Here is a 21675-nt window from a genome sequence, read left to right as displayed (position 1 = left end):
AAGCGTGATTGCGATGCTGCGCAAGGACGTGACCGATACGCCGCTCGACTTCAACAACTTCCGCGACTGAACGCGAAACACGCTGACTGCCGGGCGCGCGTTGAGGCTCGGCAAGGGGTGCATGGAGGCTCGGAACGGACGCATGTTGACCGCTCGGCAACGCACCACACAGAGTTTCAGCACCTGGCGCCTAACTGAGTTGAGGCGCACCACCCGGCGTGTACCGAACGCTCACCACACCGGCAGTGCGCTCTTAGTGCGTACTCCGGAAGCCAACCAGGGCACGCCAGCTAACATCCGGACACCCGGTCGGACGCACCCTGCTCGCCCTCAAGACTCGTTCCCACCCGCCGCTCTCGCTGCCGCATCGGCTTTTTTCCTGTCACCAATGCGGCTTTCCTGGCCGCGCATCAGCTTGGCGATGTTGCCGCGGTGGCGCCACACCAACAGCGAACTCATCACGACAATCGCCAGCGCGATGATATGCGGCCCGAACAGAAAGCCGTCGAAGATCGGCGCGAACACCGCCGCAGCCAGTGCCGCCAGTGACGAATAACGTGTGAAGAACGCCACGATGAGCCACGTCAGCAAGGTGGCGACGCCGAGAATCGGGTTGATCGCGAGCAGCACACCTGCCGCGGTCGCCACGCCCTTACCGCCCTTGAAGCGGAAGAAGATCGGATACAGGTGGCCGAGAAACACGGCGACCGACGCAATCGCGACCGACGTATCGTCAAGACCGTAGCGCGCGCCGAAGTGCACCACGAACCACACCGGCAGCCATCCTTTGAATGCGTCGCCGATCAGGGTGAGAATCGCGGCCTTCTTGCTGCCGCTGCGCAGCACGTTGGTGGCGCCCGGGTTGCCCGAGCCGTACGAGCGCGGGTCGTCCAGCCCCATCGCGGCGCTCACGATCACGGCAAACGACACCGAGCCGATCAGGTAGGCAACGACAGCAACGATCAGGTTTTGCATCTGGGACTCTTATAAGGATCGGCGGTCTGAAACTCGAGACTCCAACCGCAACAGGGAACAAAGCGGCGCACATTCTACCGAACCCAGCTGCCCGGAAAACATTCAGGCAAACATCAATCGACGCTCGCGCACTGGACCGGTTTCGCGGCCAGCAAGCCGGTCAATATGCCAGGCTCGATGCTGACCAGAAAACCGCGCCGGCCGCCGTTCAGCCAGATCTTGTCCATCTCGAGAATGCTCGATTCGACATACACCGGCATCTGCTTACGCGTGCCGAACGGCGAGGTGCCGCCGATCAGATAGCCCGAATGCCGGTTCGCCACCTCGGGCTTGCACGGTTCGACGCGTTTGGCGCCAATCTGCCGCGCCAGATTCTTGGTGCTGACGGTGCGGTCGCCGTGCATCAGCACGATCAGCGGCTTGGCGTGCTCGTCTTCCATCACGAGGGTCTTCACGACATGATGTTCGTCCACGCCGAGCTGGCGCGCGGATTCCTCGGTGCCGCCGTGCTCGATGTAATCGTAAGGATGTTCGCCGAAAGTGACGCCATGGCGGCGCAGAAACTGCGTCGCGGGCGTTTCGGAGACGTGTCTTGATTTGCTCATCGGCGCATTGTAATGGCGAGTTTGCACAACGGCTATTTGCCGAACGGCCAATTGTGCGGGTCCGGCAATTGTGGCACGATCGTTCGCAAATCTTCCGGCGCGGCATGCCGGGCATAAAACAGTCCACTGGAGACAGCGTTGAGCCTCGATTCATCCACCCGTTCCACGATCGACATCCCCGCGCTACTGGCCACCCTGCCCGCGCGTATCGCCGACATTCCGGCGCTCGCCGCCGCGCGCGATCCGCGGCACGTCGCGTTGATCGAGGATGCGCGCCGCCTCACCAATGCGCAACTCCTGGAAGCCGTCGACGCCGCCGCCGCGCTGCTCCGCGAATGGGGCGTACGTGGCGGCGATCGCGTGATGATCGTGGCCGAGAACAGCATCGCGCAGATCGTGCTGCTATTCGCAACCGCGAAACTCGACGCGTGGGCACTGGTGTCGAACGCGCGCCTATCCGCCGCCGAACTCGACGCGATCCGTGCGCACGCGCAGCCTCGCGTGGTCGCCTATGCGGTCGAAAGCTCCGTGGATGCCCAACAGCATGCGGCGCGGCATCAGGCCGTCACAGCGCCTGCTTTCGCGCCGGATATCGGCGCCTGGTCGTACACGATCGACAGCACCGCAAAGCCCGAACCGGTCGAAACCGCGAATGACCGCCAATGCGCCGCGCTGATCTACACCACGGGAACCACCGGCGCCCCGAAAGGCGTGATGCTGTCGCATCGCAATCTGCTCTTCATCGCAGCCGTGTCGAGCCGCTTGCGCAAAGTCGGTCCGGACGATGTCGTGTATGCCGTTCTGCCGATCTCGCACGTGTATGGCTTCGCCTCGGTCTGTCTCGGCAGCCTGCACGCCGGCGCGACCCTGCGCCTCGCACCGCGTTTCGCGCCGGAAGCCGTACGGCGGGCGCTCGGCGAAGAGCGGGTGTCGATCTTCCAGGGCGTTCCGGCCATGCACGCCAAACTGCTCGAACATTTGCAGACACACGGCCACGCGTGGTCGGCGCCGCATCTGCGCTTTGCCTATTCGGGCGGCTCGCCGCTCGACGCCGCGCTGAAAGCGCAGGTCGAAAACGTCTACGGCCTCCCGCTGCACAACGGTTATGGGATGACGGAGAGCAGCCCGACGGTCTCCCACACCATGCTCGATGCGCCGCGCCGCGATTGCTCGGTCGGCGAAGTCATTCCGGGCGTTGACGTGCGGTTCGTCCAACTCGACGGCGTGGAGGCCGCGCCTGGCGAAATCGGCGAACTCTGGGTGCGTGGCCCGAACGTGATGCTGGGTTACTACCGCAGCCCGGAGCAGACTCGCGCCGCCGTCACCGAAGACGGCTGGCTCAAGACCGGCGATCTCGCACGGCGGGACCCGGATGGTGCGTTGCACATCGTCGGGCGCAGCAAGGAGCTGATCATCCGTTCTGGCTTCAACGTGTACCCGGCGGAAGTCGAGCACGTGTTGAACGCGCATCCGCAAGTGGTGCAATCAGCGGTGATCGGGCGTGCCGTGGAGGGCAACGAGGAAGTGGTCGCGTTCGTCGAGCTGACCGCGGGCGCGCAGGTGTCGTCGGGTGAACTCATCGCGTGGTGCGCGGAGCGACTCGCGCCGTACAAGCGGCCTGCCGAGGTGAGGGTGCTCGCCGCGTTGCCGGCGGCGTCGACTGGCAAGATTCTCAAGCACCGGCTGCGCGAGTTCGTCTAAGCGGTGGCCGTAATGGCTTCGGCTTCCGCTTCGGCTTCGGCTTCGGCTTCGGCTTCGGCTTCGGCCCCGGCTTGAGCGCACAAAGAAAATTACTGCATGCGCACTCGCACCCAACGCGAATGCCCTTACGAATCACCCGCGCGGATGATGCTGCGCATGCAGCGACTTCAACCGTTCGCGGGCCACGTGCGTATAGATTTGCGTGGTCGAGATATCCGTATGACCGAGCAGCAATTGCACGACGCGCAAATCGGCGCCATGGTTCAGCAGGTGCGTCGCGAACGCGTGCCGCAGCGTATGTGGCGAGAGTGGCGCATGAACATCGGCCGCCGCCGCGTGACGCTTGATGATGTTCCAGAACTGCTGGCGGGTCATGCCCTCCGCGCGGCTCGTAACGAACAGCGCATCCGTTGCGCGCGCACCCAGCAACGCAGGACGGGCTTCGCGCAGATAGCGTTCGATCCAGCCATGCGCCTCTTCGCCGAATGGAATCAGGCGCTCTTTCGAGCCCTTGCCCATCACGCGCACCACGCCGTCGTTCAGGCCCACTTCCACCGTCTTGAGCGTGACGAGTTCGGTGACCCGCAAACCGCTTGCGTACATCAACTCCAGCATGGTGCGGTCGCGCAGGCCCAAGGGCGTGTCGATATCCGGCGCACCGAGCAGTGCTTCGACTTGCGCTTCGCTAAGCGTCGACGGAAAACGCGGCGGCTGTTTGGCCGAACGGATGCGCACCGTCGGATCGACCTTCGCGCGATGCTCGCGCACCGCCCAGCCGTAATAGCGGCGAAACACCGAGAGGCGGCGGTTCGCCGAGGTGGATTTGTCTTTCTGACGGGCCGCGCTATAGGCGTTGAGATCGGCCTCGCTAGCGGTGTCGAGCGACGTGTTGCGAGTGTTCGCGAGCCATTCGCAGAACAGCCGCAGATCGCGCCGGTACGCATCGAGCGTATTGCGCGACAAGCCGTGCTCGAGCCACAACGCGTCGCAGAACGCATCGATCGAGGCGGAGCTGGCCGCAAACAGAGGGGACGCAATGGGCGTGTCTTCAGTCAGGGTATCGCTCATGCGTAGGGAATGCCTTCATGCGTCAGCAGCCAGCGCTTGACGTTGCGAAAAAAACCGTCGTCGGCGTGATGCGCGAATCCGCCAATGCCGCTCGAACTAACCACCCGATGGCACGGAATCACGATCGGAAAGTAATTGGCGCCGCACGCCTGGCCAACCGCGCGCGGGGCGCTGCCGAGTTGCCTCGCGAGTTGTCCATAGGTTCGTACGACACCCGGCGGGATGTCACTAATGGCTTGCCAGACACGCTGCTGAAACGGGGTGCCGAGCGCCGCCAGCGGCAATTCGAACTTCGCGGAAGCACGCTCGAAGTAACGCTCGATCTGTTCGACGGCCTGCTTCGCGAGAGGCGTGTCCGGTGCGACGTTCTGCATCGACTCCGGCAAATAGACGATCTCGCGCACGGCCTCGCCTTCGAGGCGGATGCCGACCTTGCCGAACGGTGCATCGATCACTGCGTTGAACATGGTACTTGCTCCGTGATTGGCGAGGCACTTTTCGAATTGCACGGTGGCGTAGTTCGATAAGCGTGCAGCGCGTCGCTACCTCGTGCGTCTTCCTGCCACGTACTCGCCGGAATGCCGCTACTTTACGCCGCTTCCAACGCCCATTCCACATGCTCGCGCACCACGGCCGAAGGGTGCTCGACACGCAACTTCAGCGCGTCAACAATCGCCTTGCGCGCGTCCGCACTCAAACTATCAGAAGGAGCTCGCAGCGCATTACCCATCCCCACCGCCAGATTGCGCAACCAGCTTTCATAGCCGATGCGACGAATCGCACTACCCTGCATGCGCGTATCGAACTCCTCGGCGCTCCACGCAAAGAGTTCGACCAGCGTCGCGCGATCGAGTCCATGCCGCACATCGAAATCGTCGACTGGTGCGGCCTGCGCAAACTTGTTCCATGGACACACGAGCTGGCAGTCGTCGCAGCCATACACACGATTACCGATCAGCGGCCGCATTTCCAGGGGAATATTGCCCTTCAATTCGATCGTCAGATACGAAATGCACAGACGTGCATCGACCTTATAAGGCGCCACGATCGCACCCGTCGGGCACGCGCCGATGCAACGCGTGCAATTGCCGCAGTGCGAGCCCGGCGTTTCGGGTGCCTTTTCCGGCGACGTCTCGGCATCGGTGGGCAACGGCACATCGACATAGATTTCGCCGAGGAAAAACAGCGAACCCGCAGCGCGTTGCAGCAGCAGCGTGTGCTTGCCGCGCCAGCCGATGCCGGCCTTCTGCGCAAGTTCTACCTCGAGCACCGGCGCCGAATCGGTAAATACGCGGTAGCCGAAAGCACCGATCTCCGCCTCGATTTTCTCGGCGAGATGTTGCAAACGATTACGCATGACCTTGTGATAATCGCGGCCCCGCGCATAGATCGACACCACCGCCGCCGACGGGTCCGCAAGCCGCGCATGCTCGGCTGCGCGCCAGTCTTGCGCTGCGAGCGGCGAGTCCTGCAACGCGCTTTCTTGCGCCTTTCCACTCAATGTCTGGGCGGGCAAATAGGCGATGCGCGCTGTAATCACACGTCGCGTGCCGGCCACAAGCTCGGCGGGGCGCGCGCGTTTCATACCGTGTTTCGCCATATAATCCATCTCGCCGTGGCAACCCGCGTCCAGCCATGCTGCAAGCGGCGCCTCGGCAGCGGAGAGATCGGTGTCGCTAATGCCGATCGCTCCGAAACCCAGTTCACGGCCCCACGTTTTGATGTTGAGCGCGAGCGCATGCAACGCCGCTTCATCGAAATGACGCTCGGCACGCGCATCGTCGTTAGACGCAGGCGTGCGGGGAACAGGGGACTCCGGACTTCGGTTCATCACGCCATTTTACGAGAATGCCCGTCAATCCCGATCTCGCGATCCAACCGCCCGCCCATGTCCTGCTCGAACGCTCCTTCGCGCTCGCGGACGAGGCCGCCACGAATGCCTTCGGCGAGCGCTTCGCGCAGGCGATCGAAAGCGTGCGCGAGTTGCAGCGCAAGCCACGGCACAGCCCGCAGCAAACCACCCAGCAGGAAGCGCAACAACCCGCCCCGCTCGCCGCGAATGAGCCAGCATCCCTCGGACTGCAAGTGCAACTGGTCGGCGACCTCGGGGCCGGCAAAACCACCCTCGTGCGCGCAACCCTGCGCGGCCTCGGCCACACCGGTCGCGTGCGCAGTCCGACTTACACACTCGTCGAACCCTACGTGCTCGAACGGCCTGCTGGGGAACTCGCGCTCTATCACTTCGATCTGTACAGATTCACCGATCCGGCCGAATGGGCCGACGCGGGCTTTCGCGAGTACTTCGACAGCGGCGCCATCTGCCTCGTCGAATGGCCGCAACGCGCGGGCCGCCTGCTGGGCGTGCCGGATCTCGTCTTCTCGCTCGACCTGGACCACGAAGGCAACGGCCGCGTACTCGTCGCACGCGCATATAGCGAATCAGGAAAGGCATGTCTCGAAAGATGTTGATCAAACCATTCCGCTCGATCGAATCGGCGGCGACCGCAACGCATAACTGGCGGCGCCGGCAGATTCTATGCGCGGGTGCGTCCACGCTGATGCTCGGTCTGGTCGCTCCGCGTCTCGCGTGGGCGAGTTCGGTGCTCGGCGTGCGGGTCTGGCCGGCGCGCGACTACACGCGCGTGACGATCGAGTCGGATCAGCCATTGCAGAACGCACAGCAGTTGCTGCAAAGTCCGGACCGGCTGGTGGTCGACCTGAGCGGCCTCGATCTGGATCAGGCGTTAAAGGATCTGGTGTCGCAGATCACGCCGAACGATCCGCAGATCCAGTCGGTGCGCGTTGGGCAATATCAGCCGCACGTCGTGCGCATGGTGTTCGATCTGAAGGGCTCGGTGAAGCCGCAAGTCTTTACGCTGCCGCCGGTCGGCGCGTACAAGTACCGGCTGGTGTTCGACCTGTATCCTGCCGTTGCGCCTGACCCGCTGATGGATCTGCTCGCGCAGACCGAGCACAAGCAGCAAACGCTGGACGAAAACAACGCGCCGCCCGCCACATTGAGTGGCCCGGGCACCACGCCGCCCACCGCCGACAACAGTGAAGCTTTCTTCGAGCGCTACGCGCAGAACGGCGGCGGCAGTGGTGGCACAGCGCCGGGGGTGCCGCGCCCGTCCGTGCATGGCGCACCCCCGGTGCCGCCCATCCTCGGCAAGTCCACGCCCACGGCGCCGGCGGCTCCGTCCGCGCCGCCCGTCGCGATCGCCCGCAACAAGGGAGGCACCAGCGGCAGCAACCTGGGTGGCGACGACACCGACAGCGGCGGCGACGACAACTACGCCTTCACCAACCCGAAAACCGGCAAGAGCAACACGGTGCGTCTGTTGACTGTCGCGATCGATCCGGGTCACGGCGGCGAAGACCCGGGCGCGATCGGCGGCTCGGGCACGTACGAGAAGCACGTCGCGCTCGACATCGCGAAGAAGCTGCGCGCCAAGATCGACGGCCAGCCCAACATGCGCGCCATGATGACACGCGACGCCGACTTCTTCGTGCCGCTGAACGTGCGCGTGCAGAAGGCGCGGCGCGTGGGCGCGGACCTGTTCGTCTCGATCCACGCGGATGCGTTCACCACGCCCGATGCCAAGGGCTCGTCGGTGTTCGCGCTGTCGGAACACGGCGCGTCGAGCGCCGCGGCGCGCTGGATGGCGAACAAGGAGAACTCGTCGGATCAGATCGGCGGGATCAACATCAAGTCCGCCGACGCCACCGTCAACCGTGCGCTATTCGATATGTCGACCACCGCGCAGATCCGCGATTCGATGCGCTACGGCAACTTCGTGCTGAAGGAAATCGGCGGCATCAACAAGCTGCACAAAGGGTCGGTGGAACAGGCGGGGTTTGCCGTGCTGAAGGCGCCGGATATTCCGTCGATCCTCGTGGAAACGGCCTTCATCAGCAACCCGGACGAGGAGCGCCGCCTGAACGACGACGCGTATCGGGAGAAAATGGCCGATGCGATCATGACCGGCATCAAGCGCTATTTCGCGGCGAATCCGCCGCTGGCGAAGAGCCGCATGACCTGACGCTCAGCGACATGACACCGCGTCATGCCGGCAACAAACGAAACGGCCGCTCGATGCGGCCGTTTTTTCTGCTTCACGCTTGCGCGGCATTCAACGCGCCATTGAAATCCGCTGCATGACCCACCCGCCGAGCACATTCACCGCCAATCCCGCCATCACGAGCAGGGCGCCCGCGATCTGCGCGACGGACAACTGCTCGTCGAGAAACAGGGACGCCGAAGCCAGCCCGACAATCGGCACCAGCAGCGAGAACGGCGCCACCTGGCTTGCCGGGTAGCGCGACAACAGCCGGCTCCACAAGCCATAGCCGATCAGCGTGGCGATAAACGCGAGATAGACGATGGCGAAAATCGACGTCGCGCTGATGCCGGACAGCGCCGCGACGATCCGCTGCGGCCCTTCGAACGCGTACGACAGCGCCAGGAACGGCAACGGCGGAATCAGGCTGCCCCACACCACCAGCCCGACCAGATCGACCTTGCCGACCTTCTTCGTGACGATGTTGCCGAGCGCCCACGAACCCGCGGCGCACAGCGTGAGGACGAAACCGGCGAGCGTCATGGCATGGCCGCCCTGCACGCCGATGATCGCGAGGCCGCCCGCCGCGATCAGCAAACCGACGACGTTCGGCATGCGAAAGCGCTCATGCAGAAACAGCGCCGCGAAGATCAGCGTGAAGAAAGCCTGCGCCTGCAAGACGAGCGACGCGAGCCCCGCCGGCATGCCGACATACATGGCCGAGAACAGAAAAGCGAACTGCCCGAACGAAATCGTCGCGCCGTAAGCGAACAGCCAGCGCCACGGCATCTGCGGCCGCTTGACGAAAAACACCGCCGGCACGGCGGCGAGCGCGAAACGCAGCGCACCGAGCAGCATTGGCGGCACGCCATGCAGACCCACCTTGATCACGACGAAATTGACACCCCACGCCACCACGACGACGAGTGCGAGCAGTAAGTCCCTGGGCGACATCGCGGTCTCCATTTGATTGTTAGATCCGGAATTTTAACGGAGCCGGCAGCGCGAGGGACGGCACGCGTTACGGAATCCCGGAGGGAAGTGCGACGCAAACCGTCGGCGTTCCGGCCTCCGCAGTAGAATCGACCATTAAGCCAAAATCCGATTCCCCTTCCAGCCGAGCCTGCCCATGTCTTCCTCGATCAAAGCAGTCCTGAAACCGCATCTGCGCGACGTCGGCAGCCTCACTGTGCGGCGCGTGCTGCCGGCCATGGCCGCGCGCCTGATCGGCCCATTCATCTTTTTCGATCACATGGGACCCGCCACGCTGGAACCCGGCGTCGGGCTCGACGTGCGTCCGCATCCGCATATCGGCCTCGCCACCGTCACGTATCTGTTCGAAGGCTCGATCATGCATCGCGACAGCCTCGGCTCGGAGCAGAAGATCGTGCCGGGCGACGTCAACTGGATGACGGCTGGCCGCGGTATCGTCCATTCGGAGCGCACGCCGGCCGAAGACCGCGCGAGCGGCCTCGCCATGCACGGCATCCAGACCTGGGTCGCGCTGCCGCTCGACGACGAAGACATCGAACCGTCGTTCTCGCATCACGCGGCCGCGACGCTGCCGGTGGTCGAGCGCAACGGCGTCACGCTGCGCGTGATCGCGGGCGCCGCGTTCGGTGAAACCTCGCCTGTCGAGACTTTTTCCGGCACGCTGTATGTGGCCGCGGAGTTCGCCCCGGGCGGCGCCTTCGCGCTCGAACCGGAGCACGAGGAACGTGGTGTCTATCTGGTGGACGGCGATCTGGAGATCGACGGCACGCCGCTCGAAGCGGGCCAGATGGCCGTGCTCGCGCTCGATGAAACCGTCACGCTCGCCAGCACCCACGGCGCGCGCGTCATGCTGCTCGGCGGCGAGAAGCTGGATGGCGAGCGCTTTATCGAATGGAATTTCGTCGCCAGTTCGCGCGAGAAGATCGAAGCCGCGAAGCTGGCCTGGACCAACCAGGAAATGGGCAAGGTACCGGGCGAAACCGAATGGATTCCGCTGCCGGCGAGAAAATGAGCGCGTATCGATCAGTGCCGTGCCTCAGCGCAAACAGCAGCGAGCAACGCGCATTGAATTTGCCGCACTCGGCCCCACCTAGCCAACAAACCGTTTTATCACGAGGACGTAATGGACACCACTCTGGCCACTTTTGAACAGGACGTCATCACGGCGTCGACCCTGGCCCCTGTGCTGGTCGATTTCTGGGCGCCCTGGTGCGGCCCCTGCAAGACGCTCGGCCCGATGCTCGAGAAGCTCGAAGCCGAAGGCGCCGGCAAATGGAAGCTGGTGAAGGTGAACGTCGACGAGAACCAGGAACTGGCCGGGCACTTCCAGGTGCGCAGCATTCCGCACGTCATGGCATTCGCGGACGGCCAGCCGGTCGATCAATTCGTCGGCGTGCTGCCGGAAGGGCAGTTGCGCGAGTTTATCGAGCGCCTCGTGCCACAAGGCGCGGACGCGGCACGTGTTGAAGCGCAAACCGCGTTGGCCGAAGGCCGTCGTGAGGATGCGTATGACGCGCTGCAAGCCGCCCTCGCCTACGATCCCGGTTTCGACGAAGCGCGCATGGACCGCATTGAAATGCTGCTGGAAGACAACCGTATCGACGAAGCGCGCAACGAAGTCGACCTGCTGTCGCCGAAAACCACGCAAGGAATCGACGCCCGCTTCAACGCGATCAAGACCCGGCTCGACGCAGTGGACGCGGCTGCTGACCTGCCGCCTACAGATGCACTCGAAGCCGCCGTCGCAGCAAATCCGGACGATCTCGAAGCACGCTTCGATCTGGCTAGCGCGCTGATCGCCCGCCGCAAATACGAAGGCGCGCTCGAGCATTTGTTGGCGATCGTGCAACGCGACCGCACGTTCCGCGACGACATTGGCCGTAAGACCATGCTGTCCGTGTTCGACCTCGCCGCGCATCAGCCGGAGCTGGTGTCGCAATGGCGGCGCAAGCTGAGTGCGTTGTTGTTCTAACGTGTACTGTGTTCAGGTGCGGCGTGGTGCCGCGCCTGAATGCACTGTGGCATACCTTGCTCCAACCCGCCTGACCGCCTGAATACTCTAAAGCGGCGACGTTCTACCGCCTCAACCCTCCGCCTGCTTCGCCAATGCCCGCAACACATGCGCGGCCGCGGCAAAACCGAAGCTCGCCGTCACACACACGCTCGAGCCAAATCCCGCACAGTTCAAACCGACCGGTCCCGTATGACCCGGCGACGTCGTGACGTGCTCCGCGTCCTCGTCGATATCGCACACGGCGGCTTCTGGATAGATGAGCGGCTCATCGGAATACACCGCGCTGACCTTGAACTTCGCCTTCGGACCACGCGGAAAACCATGTTGCTTGCGCAGCTGCCCGCGTACTTTCGATAGCAACGGGTCCTGGATGGTCAACGCGAGATCGTCGATACGAATGCGCGTCGGATCCAGTTGGCCACCGGCACCGCCCACCGTAATCAGCGGCTGCTTCTGCTCGACACACCACGCGATCAACGCGGTCTTGGTGCGCACACTGTCGATCGCATCGATCACATAATCGAACCCACCGCCGAGCGTCGCCGCGAAATTGTCCGGCTCGACGAAGTCTTCGATCAGCCGCACGTCGCAGAACGGATTGATTGCCGCGATGCGTTCGGCCATTGCCTCGACTTTCGGTTTTCCGTAGTTACCGTCCAGTGCGTGGATCTGACGGTTCGTGTTGCTCTCGGCGACGTTGTCGAGATCGATCAAGGTCAGCGTGCCGACCGCGCTGCGCGCCAACGCCTCCGCGACCCACGAGCCCACTCCGCCGATACCGATCACCGCGACATGCGCCCCTTCGAACGCGGCGAGCGCCGGCGCACCGTACAAGCGGGCAATGCCGCCAAAGCGCCGCGCGCGGTCGGCGATTTCATTCCCGTCGAGGCTGGTAGTAAGATCGGAATGCGCGGTGATGCTGGACATGGTGGGAGGCTCGTTCAAAGCAGGCAAACACAAAGTGGTCACGCCGAAGCGTTCATAGCCCGTATTCTGCCTGATCGCGCTAATCCGCATGGCCGTACCAAGCTTGAGGCACGGATCATTAAAAACGTGGCCGCCTGAGATCTCCCCATAGCGCAGGGGGCCTTGACCTGGTCGCGCGCAAAAAATTCAAGCCTTGGCTATACTAATTGGACTGTAGCGTTCGCATAAGAACATGACCTCACTCGCCGAACTTCGAAAAAACTATTCGCTGGGTTCTTTGGACGTTGCCGATATCGACCGCAACCCGTTTCGTCAATTCGACACGTGGTTTCAACAAGCGGTAGACGCCCAACTGCCCGAGCCGAATACGATGACGCTGGCCACGGTGGATTCGCGCGGCCGGCCGTCGGCGCGCATCGTGCTGATCAAAGGGGTCGACGAACGCGGCTTTGTGTTCTTCACCAACTATGAAAGCCGCAAGGGCCGCGAGCTGGCTGCCAATCCCTACGCGAGCCTGCTCTTCTACTGGATCGAGCTCGAACGCCAGGTGCGCGTCGAAGGCCGCATCGTCAAAACGAGCCCTGAAGAAAGCGATACGTATTACCACTCGCGCCCGCTCGGTTCGCGCATCGGCGCGTGGGCATCCAATCAAAGTCAGGTAATTGAAAGCCGTTCGCAGCTCGAAACACGCGAACGCGAAATCAGCCTGCAATACGGCGACCAGCCGCCGCGCCCACCGCACTGGGGCGGTTATCGTTTGGTACCCGAAGCAATTGAATTCTGGCAGGGCCGACCGTCGCGTCTACACGACCGTTTGCTCTATACGCGGTCAAGCGAAAACAGCGACTGGCAACTCTCCCGCCTATCGCCTTGAATCGACATACAGCGCCGTATGCGCGTTGCCAACGCAGCAGCGCGACGGCCGGATTGCGCCTCGCGGCATAGGAGTAGCGTCGCAGTGGGCAGCGATCCACACAGGCTTTGCTTTAGTTCAACGGACACGGAGAAATCACATGTTCTGGGAGAAGAAGCTGGCGCAGTGGGTGGAAGACGTCAAAACCAAGGCTAACCTGCCAGCACGCCTTGTGCTGTGGGACGGCCAGCAACATGACTTCGGGCAGTTCGCCGCGCCTCAGGTCACGCTACACGTCAAAACTGCCACGGCGCTGCCGTATCTGCTCGAACCGAGCCTCGACAATCTCGGCGAGGCGTACGTTAAGGGCAAGATCGACATTGAAGGCAAACTGTCGGACATCATCAACATCGGCTATCAGCTGGCGCGCAACACGGTCACCAGCGCGAGCAAGCTGGCGCGCGTGCGGCGCTACTTCAATCATTCGAAGTCGTCGGACAAGAAGGCCATTCAGTACCACTACGATGTCTCGAACGAGTTCTACAAGCTGTGGCTCGACGAGAATATGGTGTACTCGTGTGCGTACTTCGAGAATGGCGATGAAGACCTCGCCACCGCGCAGATCAAGAAGATCGACCACATTCTCACCAAGATCCAGTTGCAACCGGGGCAGCGTCTGCTCGATATCGGCTGTGGGTGGGGCGCGCTCGTTCTGCGCGCGGCGCAGAAGTTCGGCGCGAAGTGTGTCGGCGTGACGCTGTCGCAGAATCAGTTCGATCTCGCCACGGCGCGCGTGAAAGCCGCAGGCCTGGAAAATCAGATCGAGATTCGTCTGCAGGATTACCGCGACGTTGACGGACAGTTCGACCGCATCACCAGCGTCGGCATGTTCGAGCATGTGGGCCGCAAAAATCTGCCGGGTTACTTCGAGAAGATTCGCGATCTGCTCGTCGATGACGGCGTCGCCATGAATCACGGCATCACGTCCAGCGATTCGGACAGCGGCGAAACCGCGCTAGGCGGCGGCGAATTCATCGACCGCTATGTGTTTCCCGACGGCGAGCTGCCGCATATCAGCCTCGCGCTTGAAGCCATGCAGCGCGGCGGCCTCGAAGCGGTTGACGTGGAAAGCCTGCGCCGTCACTATGCGCACACGCTGGACATCTGGGCAGAGAACTTCGAGGCGCATGCGGACGAAGCCCGCAAGCTGGTCGACGACGAAAAATTCCGCATCTGGCGCGTGTACCTCGCCGGTTGCGCGTACGCGTTCGAAACCGACGACGTCTCGATCTACCAGGTGGTGTGCCGCAAAGCCGGCCGCAGCGCAAAAACCTTGCCGTGGTCGCGCCGCTATATGTACGACAAAACGTTGTGATACGGTTGCGCCGCGGCGAGTCGCCGTCGCCGCGTGCCCGGTGCATGCATTGCATGAGCGGGGCGACGCGGCGCAAACCTTAAACAGCGGGTCGAACATCGATGGACCAGAGCGGGACGAGCGCAGTTGAACAGCCGGTGAGCGGCGAGCATGACGCGCAGGCGGACGCCGTCGTGCAGTTCGATCTGTTCGGGATGCCGGTGGAAACGCCGGCGGTATCATCGAAGGCGGATGCGGGTGCAAAGGCGCAGCGCGGGATTGCCGGAGCTGAAGCAGCTACCGGCGTCGCAGCGGGAAGCTCGGCGGCAACGCAGGCGCTCGCTGCCGTGGTTCAGGCTGAACGGGGTCGTGAGCCACGCACAAAGGCAAGCGGTGCCACTATGCTCTGGCAGGAAGACAATGCGCCGGTGCGATCTCAAACCGATACCGAGACCGCAGCCAACGCAGCGACCGCGACCAACAATACGCCGAAGAAACGCCGTACCCGCGACGTTCTCGCCGCCCCGCCCTCTCCCGAACTCCTGGCGCTCGCCGCCGACTTGCCGCCACAGGTGCACCTCGGTACATCGACATGGTCGTTTCCGGGCTGGAACGGCATCGTGTACGGCGACGACTACAGCAATAGCAAACTCTCGCGCGAAGGTCTGACAGCTTATGGCGCGCATCCGCTGCTCAGAACGGTCAGCATCGACCGGTCGTTTTACCAGGCGCTCACTGTCACCGAATACTTGCGCTACGCGCAGCAAGTGCCGGCGCACTTCCGCTTCATCGTCAAAGCGCCGATGACGATCACAGACGCCACCGTGCGCGCCGAACGCGGCGAGCCGGTCTCGCTGAACCCCTGCTTCCTGAACGCACAAATAGCGATCGACGAATTCGTCACGCCATGCCTCGAAGGCCTCGGCGCGAAAGCCGGCGCGCTGGTGTTCCAGCTCTCGCCGTTGCCCGACCAGATGCTCGCGCAACCGGCGGTGTTCATCGAACGCCTCGCCGAATTTCTGTTGGCGTTGCCCAGGCTGCCTGACGGCACGTGCTACGCGATCGAAATCCGCGATGCGAGTTTGCTCACGCCGCGCTTCATCCGCACGCTGAAAACGGCGGGCGTAAGGTATTGCGTGGGGATTCATGCGCGCATGCCGGACCCGCTGCGTCAGGCGGCGGCGCTCGCGCTGCTGGACGGCGAACCGGCCGGTCCGCTGATCGTGCGCTGGAGTTTGCACGGCGGCTTCAAATACGAGCAGGCAAAGGCCAAGTACGAGCCGTTCAACCAACTGGTCGACCAAGACCCGTCGACCCGCGCCGCGCTCGCCGAACTGGCCGCGCGCTATGCGCTGGCCGGCCAGCCGGTGGTGATCGCGATCAATAACAAGGCGGAAGGCTCGGCGCCGTTAAGCTGCGTGGAACTGGCAAGGGCGATTATTGAAGCGTATGCGCGGCTTGCTCACGAACACGAACACGAGCATCAGCAAGAGCCGCCGTTGCCAGATGACGGCAGGTAGAAGGAAGACGGCGAAGGCTACGAACGCGACGAGCCGGCCTAGGCCTCGCCGCGCCCAACCGCAAACCACTCAGCTTGCCTTGATCCGATGCGCAAACTTCTGACGAAACTTCGCGACCTTCGGCGCCACCACGAACGAGCAGTACCCTTGATTCGGATGCTGCGCGAAATAATTCTGGTGATACGCTTCGGCCGGCCAGTAGTTGCCGTCGAGCGGCAGCACCTGGGTGACGATCTGGCCGTCGTAAATCTGCTGTTCGCCGATCTCGCGAATCGCCTGTAACGCCGATTCACGCTGGGCATCGGAATGCGTGAAAATCACCGAGCGGTATTGCGTGCCCACGTCGTTGCCCTGCCGGTTCAACTGGGTCGGATCGTGGATCGCGAAAAAAATATCGAGAATCTCGCGATAGCTGATCTTCGCCGGATCGAAGTCGACATTCACGACTTCCGCGTGACCCGTCACCCCATCGCACACCTGTTCATAGGTCGGCCGTTCGGTCTGGCCACCCGCATAGCCCGACTCCACCGAGTTCACGCCTTCGACGCCCAGATACACCGCTTCGAGGCACCAGAAACACCCGCCACCGAGGGTGGCGACTTCGCCTGTCTGACTCATGCTGCTTGCTCCTTGATACTGATAGTCGGCGGACGCCGGTTCCGCTAAACAGCAACACACATTCCGCAACCGGGACTTTCCAGCTTAGCGGTTTTTCCACTAGCCGGCAGGGGTCGCGGCCAGTCCACCGCGATTGCAGTTAAAATTGGGACAAATCGACGATTTTCACTATGACTTTCGAATCATTTGTTTCCAACCGCACGCGCGATGAGTTCAGCCAGGGGTTCAACTGGCTCGGCTCCGGGACTTCCGCCCAATGAAGCGCGCCAGCCCGCCCAATTTCGACCAGCTCGCCTTCAAACAGGCGCTTAGTCAATTCGCCACCGGCGTCACCGTCATTACAACGCGTGCAGCGTCCGGCCAATTGATCGGCATTACGGCCAGCTCGTTCAATTCGGTTTCGCTCAATCCGCCGCTGGTGCTGTGGAGTCTCGCTAGCCGCTCGGCGTCGATGTCGGTGTTCCGGACGAATAGCCACTACGTGGTCAACGTGCTGGCCGCGTCGCAACTCGATCTGTGCAAACGCTTTGCCACTGTGAAGGGCGACCGTTTCGAAGGTGTGTCGCACGCCGAGGGCGACACCGGCATGCCGGTGCTCGACGGTGCGCTGGCCTGGTTCGAATGCCATAACCGCAGTCGCTATGAAGAAGGCGACCACGTGATTTTCGTCGGTGAAGTGGAGCGCTGCGGCGTTCACGAGAATGCCGCGGACATCGCGCCGCTGGTCTTTCAGAACGGTCTGTTCCACGGACTCAAACCGCTCTGAACGCGGCGCGGCGCCGGCGTTTTGACAGCGCCCGCAAGCACAGCCAGAAACTGCGCTGTGCAACGCGCCAACGTACAAGCCAACGCAAGCCGACCCGCCGCTCGCAGTCAGTTATGCGATGCGCTGTGGCCGCTGGTTTTCGTCACTAGCGCAACCGGCACGCCGGAATCTTCCTTTAGCGTTTGCAGCACGATATTCGAACGAATATCCATCACGCCTGGCGCCTTATAGAGGCGTTGCAGCACGAAATCCGAATAGTGTTTGAGATTGTGGGCGAGCACCCGCAGCAGATAATGGGTTTCGCCGGTCACGACAAATGCGCCGACTACTTCCGGCCAATCCCGCACCGCTTCCGCAAAACGCTCGTGCCAGTTCTCCTGGTCGTTGCGCATGGACACCTGCACGAACGCTTCCAGTTCGAAGCCCAGCACTTCGCGGTTCAGACACGCGCGGTAATGTTCGATGACGCCCTGCTCTTCGAGCAGGCGCAGGCGTCGTAGACAGGCCGACGGCGAAAGCGAAATACGCTCCGCCAGGTCGAGATTGCTGATCCGTCCTTCTTGCTGAAGCACCGTCAACATACGGCAATCGGTGGCGTCGAGCGAGATCGCGTTCATATTCGGTCTCCCTTTCCCATTTGAATCAAATTATGTTCCAAGACAGGGCTTAGAAGGAGATTTTTTCGCAATCACATTTCGCCGCAGGCCACCTATCATTCCCGGATAGAGACAATCTGCCGATGGAGACATGGACACACTCTGGGACATCACCCCCGCCGTCGATACCTCGACGCCCGTCTGGCCCGGCGATACGCCGGTGGGCATAGAACGCGTGTGGCGCATGGAGGCGGGCTCGCCCGTCAACGTCGCACGGCTGACGCTGTCGCCCCACACCGGCGCCCACACCGATGCCCCGCTTCACTACGATGCCGACGGCGCGGCAATCGGTCTGGTGCCGCTCGAAGCGTACCTCGGACGCTGCCGCGTCATTCATTGCATCGGCGCTTCGCCTGTTGTGACGCCACAACACCTGATCGGCGCGCTCGACGACCTGCCACCCCGAGTCTTACTAAGAACTTACGAAAACGCGCCGACTGCGGCATGGGACAGCGCGTTCTGCGCAGTGGCGCCCGAAACGATCGATCTGCTCGCGGCCAACGGTGTGAAACTGATCGGCATCGACACGCCCTCCCTCGACCCGCAGGAATCGAAGACGATGGACGCGCACCACCGGATTCGCGCACATCGCATGGCGATCCTCGAAGGCATCGTGCTGGACGCTGTCGCACCCGGCGACTACGAACTGATCGCGCTGCCGCTCAAGCTGACCACGCTCGACGCGAGCCCCGTGCGTGCCATATTGCGCGCGCTGCCCGAATCCCGCTGACGGCTGACGACCCATGGCCCATGGCCGCTCCTCAGCAAACTGCATCACACATTCACCGCATCCACCGAATTCCTCGATCTGACTGACAGGACCATCATGAACACCCGTGAAGAAGCCTTGGCGCTGGATAGCACCGACCCGCTCGCGCCGCTGCGCGACCGGTTCGCGCTCTCATCGACCACCATCTACCTCGACGGCAATTCGCTGGGTGCGCCGCCGGCCGCCGCCGCGCAACGCGCGCAAACCGTCATCGCCGCCGAGTGGGGCGAAGGCCTGATCCGCAGCTGGAACAATGCCGGCTGGTTCGAACTGCCGCGCCGGCTCGGCAACAAGCTAGCGCCGCTGATCGGTGCGGCGGACAACGAAGTGGTTGTCACCGATACGATTTCGATCAACCTCTTCAAGCTGCTCTCCGCCGCTGTGCGGGTGGCGAATGCGCGCGATCCGAAGCGTCGCGTGATCGTCTCCGAGCGTTCGAATTTCCCGACCGATCTGTACATCGCACAAGGGCTGATCGAACAGCTCGACCGTGGGTATGAATTGCGCCTCGTCGACGATCCGTCCGAGCTGCCTGCCGCGATCGGCGACGACACCGCGATCGTGATGATCACGCATGTGAACTACCGCACCGGCTATATGCACGACATGGCCGCGCTGACCAGGCTGATCCACGACAAGGGCGCGCTCGCGCTGTGGGACCTTGCGCATTCGGCGGGTGCGGTGCCGGTCGATCTCAATGGCGTCGACGCGGATTACGCGGTGGGCTGCACGTATAAATATCTGAATGGCGGTCCGGGTTCGCCGGCATTCGTATGGGTGCCCAAGCGCCATCAAAACGATTTCTCGCAACCGTTGTCCGGATGGTGGGGTCATCGCGCGCCGTTCAAAATGGATCCCGCGTATCAGCCCGATGACGGCATTGGCCGGTTTTTGTGCGGCACGCAGCCGATGGTGTCGATGTCGATGGTCGAATGCGGGCTCGACGTGTTCCTGCAAACCGATATGCAGACGATCCGCACGAAGTCGCTGGCACTGACCGACTTGTTTATCGAACTGGTCGAGGCGCGTTGCAGCGAGTTTCCGCTGACACTCGTGACGCCTCGAGAGCATGCGCAGCGTGGTTCGCATGCGAGCTTCGAGCATCCGCATGGTTATGAAGTCATGCAGGCGTTGATCGCGCGTGGCGTGATCGGTGATTATCGCGAGCCGCGTGTGTTGCGGTTTGGCTTTACGCCGCTGTATACGCGTTTTGTCGATGTGTGGGATGCGGTGGAGACGTTGCGCGAGGTGCTGGCGCAAGAGACCTGGCGGGCGCCTGAGTTTGCCGCTCGCGGCGCTGTGACCTGAGGAGCACGCGATGACCGATCACATGCAAACCCCGGGTCTGCCGGAAGAGAAGCTGGCGCAGGGGTGTCCGTTTGGGTATGGGAGTGGGGCTGCTCCGGGAGGGTCGGCTGGGTCCGCTGCATCCCCTGCTCCCTCGGCTTCCGATTCCGGCGATGGCTGGCACGACGCGCAACTCGATTTTTCGGAGTCGATGAGTTACGGCGATTATCTGTCGCTGGGGACGGTGTTGGATGCGCAGCATCCTTTGTCGCCGGATCACAACGAGATGCTGTTCATCATTCAGCATCAAACAAGCGAGTTGTGGATGAAGCTCGCGTTGTACGAGTTGCGCGCGGCGCTGAAGGCGGTGCATCGCGATGAGTTGCCGCCGGCGTTCAAGATGCTCGCGCGCGTGTCGCGAATCATGGAGCAATTGGTTCAGGCATGGAGCGTTCTCGCGACGATGACGCCGTCCGAGTACACGGCGATGCGGCCTTATCTGGGTAGCTCTTCCGGGTTCCAGTCTTATCAGTATCGGCAGATCGAGTTTCTGCTCGGCAATAAGAATGAGCAGATGCTCAAGCCGCATGCGCATCGGCCGGATGTGCTTGCCGAGGTGACGGCTTCGCTGCAAGCGCCTTCCTTCTATGATGAAGTTGTGCGGTTACTCGCTCGGCGTGGGTTTGAGATTTCACCGTCGAGGTTGGAGCGGGATTGGACGCAGCCTACTACTCACGATGCTTCGGTTGAGGCTGCGTGGTTGGAGGTGTATCGCAATCCTTCGCAGCATTGGGAGTTGTATGAGATGGCGGAGGAGTTGGTCGATCTCGAGGATGCGTTTCGGCAGTGGCGGTTTCGGCATGTGACGACGGTCGAGCGGATTATTGGGTTCAAGCAAGGTACAGGCGGGACGAGTGGCGCGCCTTATCTGCGGAAGATGCTGGATGTGGTTTTGTTTCCTGAGCTTTGGCATGTGAGGACGATGCTTTAGATGTCTTTGTGTGGTCGTCGGTGTGCGATGCGTTGATCGTGGTTGGGTGGTGAGTCGATGCCACATTGACCCGAATGTAAAGATTGGTCATAGCTCGCGCATTTAGCCTGTGTGGTTGATCGTCTCGAAAAACGGGTGATTTAGTTTTCTGTTTGCCGTGAGAGAAAGCGGCCGGGTGTGAGAGCCCGAACGGTAGTTCGCATAACCTGCATTTGTGGGTTGTGTGCTTGCTTCAGCACGTCCATTCAGAGGGCGGGCCGCAGTGAGTGGGTCGAAAGGCCCGCCGGTTTGAACTACCGCCGGTCTCTCAAACTCGCTACGTGCCCGCTCACCCCATCTGTTTGTTGGCGAGTGTTCGGGAAGTTCAGGAACACACCGGAAATCGCACCATGAGCAAACCCATTAAGAAGAATCAAACAGCATCACGCCCGCCTGTTGATGCGCTTCAGTATGAAAAACTCGCCCTGTCGGCGTTTGGCGCATGCGACCGGCAAATCCGGCAGCTTGAAACGCTGAT

The 21675-nt window shown here is 62.4% G+C and carries 21 protein-coding genes and 1 pseudogene; 13 read left to right on the top strand and 9 right to left on the bottom strand.

Going from position 1 to position 21675, the window contains the following annotated elements:
• A pseudogene (locus QOC89_RS10080) lies at nucleotides 1-70 on the top strand (YajQ family cyclic di-GMP-binding protein); the annotation flags it as partial.
• Between the two features lie 260 nt (nucleotides 71-330).
• Here the strand turns inward: QOC89_RS10080 and plsY are convergent.
• Entirely contained in the window at nucleotides 331-975 is a 645-nt protein-coding gene (plsY, locus tag QOC89_RS10075; RefSeq protein ID WP_323044875.1) for a glycerol-3-phosphate 1-O-acyltransferase PlsY, read from the bottom strand.
• A gap of 113 nt (nucleotides 976-1088) precedes the next feature.
• Nucleotides 1089-1580, bottom strand: a complete 492-nt coding sequence (gene ybaK / locus QOC89_RS10070; protein ID WP_323044874.1) for a Cys-tRNA(Pro) deacylase — start codon at nucleotides 1578-1580, stop codon at nucleotides 1089-1091.
• Nucleotides 1581-1718: 138 nt separating this feature from the next.
• Here ybaK and QOC89_RS10065 point away from each other — a divergent pair, with 138 nt between their 5' ends.
• Entirely contained in the window at nucleotides 1719-3281 is a 1563-nt protein-coding gene (locus QOC89_RS10065) for a class I adenylate-forming enzyme family protein (RefSeq protein ID WP_323044873.1), read from the top strand.
• A gap of 132 nt (nucleotides 3282-3413) precedes the next feature.
• On the opposite strand, the gene xerD is transcribed toward QOC89_RS10065, so the two are convergent.
• The 3 genes from xerD to queG form a co-directional block, all read right to left on the bottom strand.
• On the bottom strand, nucleotides 3414-4349 hold the full coding sequence (gene xerD, locus QOC89_RS10060) for a site-specific tyrosine recombinase XerD (protein ID WP_323044872.1): 936 nt from the start codon (nucleotides 4347-4349) through the stop codon (nucleotides 3414-3416).
• Nucleotides 4346-4816, bottom strand: a complete 471-nt coding sequence (locus QOC89_RS10055) for a methylated-DNA--[protein]-cysteine S-methyltransferase (protein WP_323044871.1) — start codon at nucleotides 4814-4816, stop codon at nucleotides 4346-4348. The genes xerD and QOC89_RS10055 overlap by 4 nt, the downstream gene beginning before the upstream one ends.
• Nucleotides 4817-4938: 122 nt before the next feature.
• Nucleotides 4939-6180, bottom strand: coding sequence for a tRNA epoxyqueuosine(34) reductase QueG (gene queG, locus QOC89_RS10050; RefSeq protein WP_323044870.1), 1242 nt, complete (start codon nucleotides 6178-6180; stop codon nucleotides 4939-4941).
• A gap of 17 nt (nucleotides 6181-6197) precedes the next feature.
• On the opposite strand from queG, the gene tsaE reads away from it, so the two are divergent.
• Nucleotides 6198-6818 (top strand): tRNA (adenosine(37)-N6)-threonylcarbamoyltransferase complex ATPase subunit type 1 TsaE, encoded by a 621-nt coding sequence (gene tsaE, locus QOC89_RS10045; protein ID WP_323044869.1) that lies wholly within the window; start codon nucleotides 6198-6200, stop codon nucleotides 6816-6818.
• Nucleotides 6800-8392, top strand: coding sequence for an N-acetylmuramoyl-L-alanine amidase (locus QOC89_RS10040; protein WP_323044868.1), 1593 nt, complete (start codon nucleotides 6800-6802; stop codon nucleotides 8390-8392). Before tsaE ends, QOC89_RS10040 begins: the two co-directional genes overlap by 19 nt.
• 90 nt (nucleotides 8393-8482) lie before the next feature.
• Here the strand turns inward: QOC89_RS10040 and QOC89_RS10035 are convergent, their stop codons facing one another.
• Nucleotides 8483-9364 carry an EamA family transporter gene (locus QOC89_RS10035; protein WP_323044867.1) on the bottom strand — a complete coding sequence of 294 codons (882 nt, stop codon included), beginning with the start codon at nucleotides 9362-9364 and terminating at the stop codon, nucleotides 8483-8485.
• A gap of 175 nt (nucleotides 9365-9539) precedes the next feature.
• Between QOC89_RS10035 and QOC89_RS10030 the strand changes: the two genes are divergently transcribed.
• Both QOC89_RS10030 and trxA read left to right on the top strand, forming a co-directional pair.
• Complete coding sequence (locus tag QOC89_RS10030) at nucleotides 9540-10415, top strand: pirin family protein (RefSeq protein ID WP_323044866.1); 876 nt, start codon at nucleotides 9540-9542, stop codon at nucleotides 10413-10415.
• 111 nt (nucleotides 10416-10526) lie between these two features.
• Nucleotides 10527-11375: a thioredoxin gene (trxA, locus tag QOC89_RS10025; RefSeq protein ID WP_323044865.1), complete on the top strand. Its 849-nt coding sequence runs from the start codon at nucleotides 10527-10529 to the stop codon at nucleotides 11373-11375.
• Between the two features lie 111 nt (nucleotides 11376-11486).
• Here the strand turns inward: trxA and tcdA are convergent, their stop codons facing one another.
• Nucleotides 11487-12344 carry a tRNA cyclic N6-threonylcarbamoyladenosine(37) synthase TcdA gene (tcdA, locus tag QOC89_RS10020; protein ID WP_323044864.1) on the bottom strand — a complete coding sequence of 286 codons (858 nt, stop codon included), beginning with the start codon at nucleotides 12342-12344 and terminating at the stop codon, nucleotides 11487-11489.
• Between the two features lie 232 nt (nucleotides 12345-12576).
• Between tcdA and pdxH the strand changes: the two genes are divergently transcribed.
• The 3 genes from pdxH to QOC89_RS10005 all read left to right on the top strand — a co-directional run bounded on the left by pdxH (nucleotide 12577) and on the right by QOC89_RS10005 (nucleotide 16071).
• Nucleotides 12577-13218 (top strand): pyridoxamine 5'-phosphate oxidase, encoded by a 642-nt coding sequence (gene pdxH, locus QOC89_RS10015; protein WP_323044863.1) that lies wholly within the window; start codon nucleotides 12577-12579, stop codon nucleotides 13216-13218.
• A 139-nt stretch (nucleotides 13219-13357) separates the two neighbouring features.
• On the top strand, nucleotides 13358-14572 hold the full coding sequence (locus tag QOC89_RS10010) for a cyclopropane-fatty-acyl-phospholipid synthase family protein (protein ID WP_323044862.1): 1215 nt from the start codon (nucleotides 13358-13360) through the stop codon (nucleotides 14570-14572).
• Between the two features lie 101 nt (nucleotides 14573-14673).
• A complete protein-coding gene (locus QOC89_RS10005; RefSeq protein ID WP_323044861.1) occupies nucleotides 14674-16071 on the top strand; it encodes a DUF72 domain-containing protein in 1398 nt (465 codons plus the stop codon).
• 69 nt (nucleotides 16072-16140) lie between these two features.
• On the opposite strand, the gene msrA is transcribed toward QOC89_RS10005, so the two are convergent.
• On the bottom strand, nucleotides 16141-16689 hold the full coding sequence (gene msrA / locus QOC89_RS10000; RefSeq protein WP_323044860.1) for a peptide-methionine (S)-S-oxide reductase MsrA: 549 nt from the start codon (nucleotides 16687-16689) through the stop codon (nucleotides 16141-16143).
• A 256-nt stretch (nucleotides 16690-16945) separates the two neighbouring features.
• On the opposite strand from msrA, the gene QOC89_RS09995 reads away from it, so the two are divergent.
• Nucleotides 16946-17455: a flavin reductase family protein gene (locus QOC89_RS09995; protein ID WP_323044859.1), complete on the top strand. Its 510-nt coding sequence runs from the start codon at nucleotides 16946-16948 to the stop codon at nucleotides 17453-17455.
• A 107-nt stretch (nucleotides 17456-17562) separates the two neighbouring features.
• Here the strand turns inward: QOC89_RS09995 and QOC89_RS09990 are convergent, their stop codons facing one another.
• A complete protein-coding gene (locus tag QOC89_RS09990) occupies nucleotides 17563-18072 on the bottom strand; it encodes an Lrp/AsnC family transcriptional regulator (protein ID WP_323044858.1) in 510 nt (169 codons plus the stop codon).
• 130 nt (nucleotides 18073-18202) lie between these two features.
• Here QOC89_RS09990 and kynB point away from each other — a divergent pair, with 130 nt between their 5' ends.
• From kynB to kynA, 3 genes are all read left to right on the top strand, one after another.
• Nucleotides 18203-18841 carry an arylformamidase gene (kynB, locus tag QOC89_RS09985; protein ID WP_323044857.1) on the top strand — a complete coding sequence of 213 codons (639 nt, stop codon included), beginning with the start codon at nucleotides 18203-18205 and terminating at the stop codon, nucleotides 18839-18841.
• A 96-nt stretch (nucleotides 18842-18937) separates the two neighbouring features.
• Nucleotides 18938-20188, top strand: a complete 1251-nt coding sequence (gene kynU, locus QOC89_RS09980; protein WP_323044856.1) for a kynureninase — start codon at nucleotides 18938-18940, stop codon at nucleotides 20186-20188.
• Nucleotides 20189-20198: 10 nt separating this feature from the next.
• Nucleotides 20199-21158 (top strand): tryptophan 2,3-dioxygenase, encoded by a 960-nt coding sequence (gene kynA, locus QOC89_RS09975; protein WP_323044855.1) that lies wholly within the window; start codon nucleotides 20199-20201, stop codon nucleotides 21156-21158.
• The last annotated feature ends 517 nt before the right edge of the window (nucleotides 21159-21675 follow it).

The organism is Paraburkholderia sp., assembly GCF_034668105.1.
Classification (GTDB): domain Bacteria; phylum Pseudomonadota; class Gammaproteobacteria; order Burkholderiales; family Burkholderiaceae; genus Paraburkholderia.
The sequence above is the reverse complement of the archived record's forward strand: the minus strand, read 5'-3'. Positions and strand labels throughout refer to the sequence as shown.